This is a genomic window from Streptomyces sp. NPDC001663 (genome assembly GCF_042893105.1).
Taxonomy (GTDB): Bacteria; Actinomycetota; Actinomycetes; order Streptomycetales; family Streptomycetaceae; genus Streptomyces.
Map to the genome: position 1 here is coordinate 255408 of NZ_JBIAUR010000016.1, position 10013 is coordinate 265420.

General features: G+C 72.5%; 7 protein-coding genes and 1 pseudogene. 3 read left to right on the forward strand and 5 right to left on the reverse strand.

From position 1 onward, the window contains the following. Window positions 1-16: 16 nt before the first annotated feature. The 3 genes from ACFY1L_RS41640 to ACFY1L_RS41650 form a co-directional block, all read right to left on the reverse strand. Window positions 17-748, reverse strand: coding sequence for a TIGR03943 family putative permease subunit (locus tag ACFY1L_RS41640; RefSeq protein ID WP_388837004.1), 732 nt, complete (start codon window positions 746-748; stop codon window positions 17-19). Further along, on the reverse strand, window positions 745-1746 hold the full coding sequence (locus tag ACFY1L_RS41645) for a permease (protein ID WP_388837007.1): 1002 nt from the start codon (window positions 1744-1746) through the stop codon (window positions 745-747). Before ACFY1L_RS41645 ends, ACFY1L_RS41640 begins: the two co-directional genes overlap by 4 nt. Before the next feature lie 71 nt (window positions 1747-1817). After that, entirely contained in the window at window positions 1818-3161 is a 1344-nt protein-coding gene (locus tag ACFY1L_RS41650; protein ID WP_388837010.1) for a tetratricopeptide repeat protein, read from the reverse strand. Window positions 3162-3270: 109 nt separating this feature from the next. Between ACFY1L_RS41650 and ACFY1L_RS41655 the strand changes: the two genes are divergently transcribed. Beyond that, a complete protein-coding gene (locus ACFY1L_RS41655; protein ID WP_388837012.1) occupies window positions 3271-3429 on the forward strand; it encodes a hypothetical protein in 159 nt (52 codons plus the stop codon). 75 nt (window positions 3430-3504) lie between these two features. On the opposite strand, the gene ACFY1L_RS41660 is transcribed toward ACFY1L_RS41655, so the two are convergent. Beyond that, a complete protein-coding gene (locus tag ACFY1L_RS41660; RefSeq protein ID WP_388837015.1) occupies window positions 3505-7257 on the reverse strand; it encodes a hypothetical protein in 3753 nt (1250 codons plus the stop codon). 343 nt (window positions 7258-7600) lie between these two features. Between ACFY1L_RS41660 and ACFY1L_RS41665 the strand changes: the two genes are divergently transcribed. After that, a complete protein-coding gene (locus tag ACFY1L_RS41665) occupies window positions 7601-8353 on the forward strand; it encodes an NPP1 family protein (protein ID WP_388837018.1) in 753 nt (250 codons plus the stop codon). A 234-nt stretch (window positions 8354-8587) separates the two neighbouring features. Further along, complete coding sequence (locus ACFY1L_RS41670; RefSeq protein ID WP_388837021.1) at window positions 8588-9832, forward strand: amidohydrolase; 1245 nt, start codon at window positions 8588-8590, stop codon at window positions 9830-9832. Here ACFY1L_RS41670 and ACFY1L_RS41675 read toward each other — a convergent pair. Next, a pseudogene (locus tag ACFY1L_RS41675) lies at window positions 9829-10013 on the reverse strand (IS630 family transposase); the annotation flags it as partial. The gene ACFY1L_RS41670 and the pseudogene ACFY1L_RS41675 sit on opposite strands and share 4 nt — an antisense overlap.

Genomic DNA, 10013 nt, shown 5'->3' on the forward strand with positions numbered 1-10013 from the left:
GTACACCGAAACGCTGCTAGCGCTTCTCGTAGGGGTCGGCGGGCTGACCGATCCGCTTCGCCGACATGGCGTCGAGAACCGGCGGCCAGGCCGCGTCGCTGCCCAGCCTTCCCTCGGGGTGCCAGGTGCCGGTGACGGTCATCCAGGTGTCGGCGGGCGGCGGCCCGTCGGATGCGGTGCCGCGGATCTCGACCTTGCTGGTGGTCGCGTCGGCGGCACAGCAGGAGACCAGGAGGCGGGTGAGATACCACGTGCCGTCGTCGCCGTGCGTGACGAACCCGGTCAGCCGCACCGTACGGCCCTTCAGCGAGCGCCCGCTGTCGTAGATCGCCCGGGAACTGAACTGCGCGAGGGTCAGATCGACCGGGTCCCCGGCCGCGAGCGCGGGAAAGGTCCCGACCCCTTGCGCCGCCTTCTGCGCCGCCTCGCGCTCGGCACTGTAGGAACCGAGGGCGGGCGGCGGGAAGAGCAGCAGGGCGAGGGCGGGGAGGGCGAGGAGCCAGGCGATACGGAGGCCGTGACCGTGGTGCTCGTGACCGTGGTCCGCACCGTCGTCGTCGTACGACCTTCTCCCTACGACCGCTGCCACCACACCCAGTCCGGCCAGCACCACCCCCGACACGACGAGGTACGGCCGCAGCCCGACCTGCACATACCGCAGGTACAGGTCGCTGAAGAGCGAGATCCGCAGGATCGCGGCGCCGGTGAGCACCAGCAGCAGCGCGGGGCCGTACCGTCTGCGCCTCACAGCAGCCACCACCCCACCAGCACGCTGCTCGTCACGGCGACCGCCCAGGTCACGGACGTGAACCGTACGGCGAAGGCGCGTCCGAACGTGCCCGTCTGCAGCGCGATGAGTTTCAGGTCGACCATCGGGCCCACCACCATGAACGCCAGCCGTGCGGTCGGCGAGAAGCCGCTGAGCGAGGCCGCGACGAACGCGTCCGCCTCGCTGCACACGCACAGGACGACGGCGAGGACCGCGAGCAGCAGCACCGACAGCCAGGCCGAGCCGGTGAAGACGTCCAGCACGGAGCGGGGGACGGCGATGTTGAAGGTCGCCGCGGCCGCCGCGCCGAGCACGAGGAAGCCGCCGGCGTGCAGGAAGTCGTGCTGGAGCCCGGCGCCGAAGGCGCGCAGACCGGAGGAGGCCGGTGTGTGCCGTTTCGGCAGCCGGATCCACTCGTCCCGGCCGAACCTCGCCCACAGCCAGCCCATCACCACCGCCGTCGCGAGCGAGGCGACGAGTCGGCCGAGGACCATTCTCGGCTGGCCGGGGAAGGCGATCGAAGTGGCCACCAGCACCACGGGGTTGATCGCGGGAGCCGACAGCAGGAAGGCGAGGGCGGCGGCAGGCGTGACCCCGCGCCGCATCAGACTCCCTGCCACCGGCACGGACGCGCACTCGCAGCCGGGCAGTACGACACCCGCGGCACCCGCCACCGGCACCGCGAGCGCCGGGTTGCGCGGGAGCAGCCGGGTGAAGACCCGCTCCGGTACGAAGGCGCCGATGGCCGCCGACACGACCGTACCGAGCAGCAGAAAGGGAACCCCCTGCACCGCGATCGCCGTGAAGACGGTCCACCAGGCGGCCACCGGTGGGGTGTACAGGTCGAGCGCGAGCATCGGCCCGAGGACGGAGACGACGGTGGCGATGGCGATCAGCGCGACGCCGCCGAGGACGGCGTACACGAGCGCGCGCACGGCGAGGCGCAGCCCGTCGGCCACCGTCCGTTGGTTCTGCACGTGCCCGTCCCGGTCGTCGGTATGTCCCCGCGAAGGCTAACCGTGCGGGGCTGTGCGCCGGCTCGGACTGCTCACAGAGGAGGCTGTGCGGGTGCGGGTCCGAGGGTGGTGGTGCCGGGGGCCGTACGGTGGCCGAGTCCCGTGCGGTACGCGTCCAACGCCGCCTCCACCCGCCCACCGCGCCGCAGCAGGTCCCCCAGCAGACGGCACAGATCGGCCAGGTCACCCGCCGCCCCCGCCCTCTCCAGCAGGCTCAGCGCCCGTACGTAGTGCTCCTCCGCGGCCTCCGTGTCCCGGGTGTCCTCGGCGATGATGCCGAGCAGGCGGTGGGCGGCGGCGGAGTGCAGGGCGCCGCGTTCGGGGCTGAGGTCGCTGAGCACGTCGTGCAGAAGGGCCGCGGCCTCGTCGGACTTGCCGCGCCGGTGCAGTACGTCGGCGAGCTCCACGGCGACCTGACTGCTGTAGAGGGCGGCGCGCTTGGCGGAGAGCATGGTGAGGGCCTGTCTCAACTCGCCCTCGGCGAGGTCGAGTTCGCCGTTCTGTGCATAGACGTAGCCGCGCATCCAGTGGCAGTTGGCGAGTTCGGTGCGCAGCTGGAGGGTGCGGTAGAGCTCGGCGGCCTTGGCGAGGGAGGCGTCGGCCTCGGCGAGGCGGCCCTCGGCGAGCAGGGTGCGGGCGACCGAGCGGTGCATTCGGGCGACGAGTGCGGGGTCGCCGGACTGCGGGGCGAGGGCGAGCGCGAACTCGGCGGCCTGGGCGGCGCGGGCGTGAGCGCCCATGTCCATGTACGGGCCGATGACGCTGGCGTAGAGCAGGAGCAGGGCGTCGGGGTCGTGCAGTCCGCCGCGGTTCAGCTCGTCGAGGGCGGACTCCAACAGGTAGACGGCGTAACGGAGTTCACCGGCGAGGTAGTGGGAGACGGCGCGGCCGCGGAGGGCGGGGACGCGGGCGGGCAGCGGTACGTCGGCGAGGGCCTGCTCGGTGCGCTCGAAGTACTGGCGGGCGGCCTCCAACTCCCCGGTGTCCAGGGCGCAGTCGCCGAGTCCGAGGAGGGCGACGGCCTGGACGTCGACCAGTTCGTGGTCCTCGGCCTCGGCGAGCAACCCGGCATACTGCTCCGCGGCCTGCTCGGCCTCGCCGCTCGCGAGGGTGCGCTGAGCCTCGGTGAGTCTGAGGCGCAGGTCGGTGGCGAGGTGGGCCGGACGTCCGGTGACCAGTTCCTCGTACGCGATCCCCAGGCGCTCGGCGATGTGCCGTAACGCCTCGTCGGAGGCGCGCACCCGGCCGGCCTCCAGGGTGGAGATGTACGCGGGTGTGTAGGCGGGCTCCGCCAACTGTCTCTGCGTAAGTCCGCGCTCGGCGCGCAGCTGCTGCACCCTGCGCCCGATCGTTACCGGATCATCACGGTCCGACACCGCCAACTCCCCCCGGCCCTCTTGCTGTTGCCCCTCGAGTGCCCCTAGGTTAAGCGGCATCTTAAGCGCGTTTAATACAACGCTGTTGAAACGCTGTTGAGAGGTTGCCGTGCTCCGACACATCTCCGAGCGTTACGCCCGAGGATTCGGCGCAGCCGTCATCGCAGTGGCCGCCCTGGTACTGGCCGCGAACGCCGGTCCGGCGCGGGCGGCGGACGGTGTCGGACAGGTCGGTCAGGTGCAGCAGGCCCACCACGCGGGTCGGTGAACCGGGGTCAGAATCGGTTCGGTGCAACGACGTTCGGTGCAGCGACGAGACGATGGTCGAAGCCGAGGGACCCGATCAATCCCCGCATACCCGCTGATACGGCACCTCCGGCAGATACGTCCCCCACTGTGCCCGCGTCAGTCCGCTCCCGCCCGCCCGTGCACACACCGTCGCGACCGCCCGCGTCGGATCGATCGCGTACCGCTGCAACGGTACGTGCGCGCTGCCCGCGTACACCGTGGTGCCGTCGGCGCTGAAGCCGACCGTGTCGATCTCCTCCCCGGACGTCGTGAGGGGGGAGCCGAGCGGCTGCTGGGTGGCGATGTCCCAGAGCTGGAGGCTGCCCGCCTCGCCGCCGACGGCGAGGGTCCTTCCGTCGGGGCTGATCGCGAGCGCGCTGACCGCCTCGGAGGTGTCGCCGAAGACCGCGTCGCCGATGCCGTTGGGGAGGGCGGCGAAGACGTTGCGCAGGATGCCGGCGCGTTGTTTCAGCTTCCCGTCCCACAGGGCCACCCGGCCGGTCTGGTCGCCGGCCGCGAACAGCGAGCCGTCCGCGGCGAAGGCGAGGGAGCCGATCTCGTCGCCCTGGACCAGGTCCTGGCCGGTGACCCGGCCCGACGGCAGGGCGGCGACGCGGTTGTCGCCGGCCAGGACGCCGCCGTCGGGGGCGGTGGCCAGGTGGGTGCCGGCCAGGGAGGTGAGTACTCCCGTCCTGCGGTCGCGTGCTGGGTTCCAGACCTCGGTGGTCGGTTTGGAGCCGAGGGAGGAGCGGGTGGCGTAGAGGGTGCGGCCGTCGGGGCCGGGGGCGATCGCGACGATCGCTCCGGTCGACGTCCTCGTGGCCAGGTTCGGCGTCGCGCGGACCCGGTTCCCGGCGAGGTCCCAGACCGTGAAGGGCTGCCGGTACGTCTCGCTGCTGGGGGCCGAGATGCCGTAGACGAGTGCCTTGCCGTCGGGGGTGAACGCCAGCAGCGCGGTGGTGTCCTCCGCGTTCACCGGTGAGGAGGGGTCGGTGGAGGCGGGGAGCTGCGGGGCGGGGAGGGTGCGCAGGAGGCGGCCGTCGCCGGTGGCGCGCAGTTCGACGCGGTAGCGGTCGCCGGTACGGCCGACGGTGGCCAGGGTGCGGCCGTCGGGGCTGATGCGCACGGCGTCCATCGGCTGCTCCCGCCAGCTGCGGGTCACGGCCGCCGAGACGTCGAGGGCGTGCACGGTGGAGCCCTCCAGGTAGCGCAGCACGGGGTGTTCGTCGTCCCAGGCGAGACCGCCGTACAGGTGCTGGTTGTTGAGGGAGTGCCGGAACACGGGGGCCGGGACGCCCGGCCGCCAGACGCGGATCTCCTGCGCGTCGGCGGTCGCCAGGAGCTTGCCGTCCGGGCTGAAGGCGATGTACTTCACGCCGGTGTCGGCGAGGTCGGCCACCTGGTCCCCGGAGCGGACGTCCCAGACGTGCACTCCCGTCGGGGTCTGGGCGGCGAGCCGCTGTCCGTCGCCGAGCACCAGCAGGGAGGTCTCCCGGCCGCAGACGTCGGGGTCACGTTCCCAACGGCCGTGCAGGGTGCGCCCGGTGCTCAGGTCCCGCAGCTGTGCCGCGTCGCCGCCCTCGGGGCAGTGGGCGAGCAGCCGGCCGTCCGGGCTCGGCGCGACCTCCGTCGAGCTGCCCGCCCGGACGCTGAGCCGCAGCCCGTGGTCCGCGTCCGAGCGGACCTGCACGTTGCTGTCCTGCACGCTGCTCACGAGGTAGCTGCTGCCGGTGAACTCCACGACGGACGTCGCGGGCATCCGCTCGCCGCGCCACCGCCCGGCGGTCGTGTCCCACAACTGCAGCGCGTTGTTCCTGCGGACCGAGAGCAGCCGCCCGTCGGGGCTCGCGCCGTCCACCTGGCTGCCCGCCGGCAGCCGCCCGGAGGCGATGCGCCGGTGGCGGGCCACGTCCCAGGTCCGCCAGTCGCGGCCGTCGACGCTGAGCAACGTACGGCCGGAGTCCGTCATGTAGCGCGCAGCGTCCTCGCCCGGCGTCGGGTCGCTGAAGGTGTCGAGCTCCGGCTGGGCGAGCGAGCCCAGCAGCGCCCCCCGGGTCTCCGGCAACCGCGCCGTGCGCCAGGCGGCCACACCCAGCAGCTGCGCGGTGCGCGGGTCGGTCGTACGCAGGCCGTCGGCTACGGCGGCGATGCGGCGCGCCGCGTCCTCGGTGGAGCGGCGCCGGTTGTCACGGCTCTGCGTCCAGGCGGCCAGGCCGGCGACCACGGCCACCACGAGGACGGCCGACAGCACGCCGAGCGCGGTCCGGGACCGGCGCGTGTGGCGGGCGGCGGTCCGGCGCTCGGCCTCGCGGGCGTCGAACGCGGCGATCAGGAACTCCCGTTCCGGCGCGGTCAGCTCCGGGTCCCGCACATGGTCCGGGAAGTGCTCCTCGGCATGGTCGAGCCGGGTGCCCCGGTACAGGGTGCCGGGGTCGCGGTCGTGCTCCAGCCAGGTGCGGGCCGCCTCGGTCAGCGCCCGGTGCCGGCGCAGCCGTTCGCGGTCCTGCTCGATCCAGCCCTGCAGCCGGGGCCAGCAGGTGATCAGCGCCTCGTGGGCGAGGTGCACGCCCTCCTCGTCGGCGGTCAGCAGCCGCGCCCGGGCCAGCCGCTCCACCACCACCGGGACGCCGGGGTCGGCCCACTCCCGCAGTTCGGCGCGGGTGAGCGGGCGGCGGGTGTCGGGGGTGCCCCGGCCCGGTTCGATCATGCGCAGCAACAGCCGGCGGGCGGCGCCCTGCTGGGGTGCGGTGAGCTGCCCGTAGACCTCCTCGGCGCTCGCGGCGATCGCGCCGCGCACCCCGCCCGCCGCCTCGTACGCGGCGAGCGTCAGCATCCGGCCCTTGCGGCGGCGCCAGGTCTCCAGCAGGGCGTGCGAGAGCATCGGCAGGCCGCCGGGCTGGTCGAGGACCTCCTCGACGATCTTCGCGGTCAGTTCCCGTTCCACCAGGTGCCCGACCGCCTGCGCCGGCTTGATCACCGCCTCGCGCAGCTCGTCGGCGGTCATCGGGCCGACCAGCAGGCCGGCGCCGTGCAGGGCGTCGGCCAGGCCGCGGTGTTCGGCGCAGCGGGCGTAGAAGTCGGCCCGTACGGCGACCAGGACCTGCAGCCGGCTCTCCGGGTCGCGGGCGGTGAGCAGCAGGTCGATGAAGCGCATGCGCTCGGTGCGGTCCCGGCAGAGGGTGAAGACCTCCTCGAACTGGTCGACCACCACCCAGCTCTCCGGCTCCCCCTCGGCGGGCGCGAGCAGATGGCCGTACGTCTGCGCGGGCCGGTCGCCCGGGGTGAGCACGCGCAGCACCGCGGGCCTGCCGCGGCTCGCCATCTCATGTCGGAGACGGGGGATCAGCCCGGCCCGCAGCAGGGAGGACTTGCCGCTCCCGGACGCGCCGAACAACACCGCGAAACGGTGCTCGGACACCAGCTCGCACAGGTCCCCGGCGAGCCGGTCCCGGCCGAAGAAGAAATTCCGGTCGTCCGGCTCGAACCGCGACAGGCCCCGGTACGGCGGCGACAGGTCCTCGTCCGCCTCGCGCGCCGCACCCGCCGCCTCGGCCTCGGCCTCCTTCCAGCGGGCCTCCCACTCCCCGGGATCCGCGCCGCATGCGCGCGCGTACCCCTGCGCGACGGCCAGGGACGGCAGCCGCTCGCCGGCCGCGGCCTGCGAAAGCGTTGTCGCGGAGAAGCCGGCGGTCCCGGCCATCGCGCGGTACGAGGGGTTGCCCGCCTCCTTGCGCAGCTCGCGCAGTTGATGCGCGAGGCGCTGAACGGGACCGGCCTCGGGGTCCACGGGTCTTTCGGGTCGGCCCACCGCGCGCTCCCTTCCGTACCGCCGGCGGCTTTCGTACGGCTTTCGTATGCGGCTCAGGTGACGACAACCTAACGTCCGGACAAATGCCAGGGAAGCCTGTGTTCCGGATTGACCGGTGTGACAAAAGGGACACACGTATCAACTCCGCGGTTGCGAAGCACGGTCGTGGCATCGGTCACTCCAGCGCCCCCGCCGACAGCTTTCCCACAGCTTGATCAGTTCGGCAAAAAGCCGCTGCGAGTTGGCAGAAAAGCCTTTCTACGAGCCCTGTCGGCCTGCCAGTCTTCGGTCCTGCGCCCGGATGTCATGTCCGGGACGAGTGGACCGTCGACTGGAGCCCCCCATGCCCTACCGCCTCGCCCGAGCCGCCGTCGTCGCCGGCAGCGCCGCCGCCCTCGCCGCCGGCCTGACCGGCAGCGCCTCCGCGGGTGTGCTGCAGAACCTGCCCGAGAACGCGACCGCGTTCCAGAAGAACTTCGAGCCGGTCTACGACTACGACTCGGACAGCTGCTACCCGGCCGCCGCGATCGACCCGAGCGGCAACCTCAACGGCGGCCTCAAGCCGACCGGTTCGGTCACCGGCGAGTGCCGCAGCGGTCACCTCGGCCACGCCAACACCTACTCGCGGGCCAAGTGCAACAACGGCTGGTGCGGGATCATCTACGCCAGCTACTTCGAGAAGGACGAGGCCTCCCCGGGCATCGGCCACCGCCACGACTGGGAGTGCATGGTCGTCTGGGTCAAGGACGGTGACAGCACCCCGTCCTACCTGTCCGCCTCCGCCCACGGCGGCTTCAGCACCCACGCGGTCGCCGACGTGCCGATGAACGGCCAGCGCGTCGAGGCGGTCTACCACAAGGACGGCGCGAGCACCCATGCCTTCCGCTTCGCCAAGTGGGGCGAGACGCCGGAGAACGACACCGGCGCCTGGCACCAGGAGAACCTGCTCAGCTGGGAGAACCTGGCGTCCGGTCTGCGCGACAAGCTGAACGCCTCCGACTGGGGCGACGCCAACTTCCCGCTCCAGGACTCCAAGTTCGCCGACCACCTCAACAAGGCGAAGCCGAGCGGCATCGCGTTCGACCCGTACGCCTGACAACTCGCGGGGTTTGATTGGGCCGATGAAGTGGGGTGCCAATCAACTCCCCGGCTGCGAGTCTCGTTGTCGTAGCGCCGGATTCATTGGGACGAGCGGCCCCGGGACCCGCGCTGCGGCCGTCGGCGGACTCTCCCCCCATCGTCGACGGCCGCCGTCGATCGCCCCCGGCCGGACACTTCCCCCCTAGTCCCGCCGGGGGCCTTCCGCGTTCCTGCCGCCTACGCTTCCTCCATGCCCTCTGCCGCCGCGCGCACCGCACTCGACCTCACCGCCGACCTCCCCGTCGCCGCGCTGGAGGACTTCTACCGGGATCTGCACCGCAACCCCGAGCTGTCCCTCCAGGAGCACAGGACGGCCGGTCGGTTCGCCGAGCGGCTGGCCAAGGCCGGCTACGAGACCGCCGAGGGCGTCGGCGGCACCGGAGTCGCCGGGGTGCTGCGCAACGGCGAGGGGCCGACGGTGCTGCTGCGCGCCGACATGGACGCGCTGCCCGTCCAGGAGGAGACCGGGCTGTCGTACGCCTCCCGGGCACCCGGAGTGATGCACGCCTGCGGGCACGATCTGCACGTGACCTGGCTCGCCGGGGCGGCCGAGGCGCTGGCCGCCGGGCGGGAGACCTGGAACGGCACCCTGCTGGTCGTCGGGCAGCCCGCCGAGGAGACCGGGCAGGGCGCGGCGCGGATGGTCGCGGACGGTCTGTACGAACGGTTCGCGCGGCCGGACGTGCTGCTCGGCCAGCATGCGGCGCCCGGGCCCGTCGGCTTCTACGCCCACTCGCCGGGCCTGATCATGTCGGCCTCGACGGACGTCGACATCGTCGTCCACGGCAGGGGCGGGCACGGTTCGCGGCCCGAGACCACCGTCGACCCCGTCGTCACCGCCGCCTATCTCGTCACCCGGCTGCAGACCGTCGTCTCCCGGGAGATCGCCGCCCGCGAGTCCGCCGTGCTGACCGTCGGCCGGATCGAGGCAGGCACCCGGCACAACATCATCCCGTCCGAGGCACGCATCTCCCTCAATCTGCGCACCCAGTCCGACGAGGTGCGCGAGCGGATGATCGCCGCGATCCGGCGCATCGCGGCCGGCGAGGCCCTTGCAGCCGGATGCCCGCGGGAGCCGGAGGTGAGCGTGGGCGCGACCTTCCCGGTGACCATGAACGACGCCGACACCGACCGCCTGGTCGCCGCCGTGCACGAGGAGGTGCTGGGGGCGGGGACGGTGCTCGACTTCGGCCCGGTGATGGGCAGCGAGGACTTCCCGCATCTCGCGCAGGGCGGGATCCCGTACTCGTACTGGTTCGTCACGACCACCCCGGCCGACGTGTGGGACGCGGCGCCCGGCGCCGACCTGATGGAGAAGTTCCTGGCGGTCCCGAGCAACCACAGCCCGCACTTCGCGCCCGACCTGGCGACGGTCGTGCCGGGCGTACGGACGCTGGTGTCGGGGGCGTTGGCCCACCTCGCGAACCAGGGCTAGTGTCCTGCGCCAGAGATCCGTCGGCAGAAGCGGGCGAGGGAGTCGAGGATCTCTTCGGCTGTCTTGGTCCAGATGAACGGCTTGGGGTCTTCGTTCCAGTCCTTGACCCAGGCACGGATGTCGGCTTCCAGGGCTTGGATGTTCTTGTGTGCGCCGCGGCGGATCATTTGGTGCGCGAGGT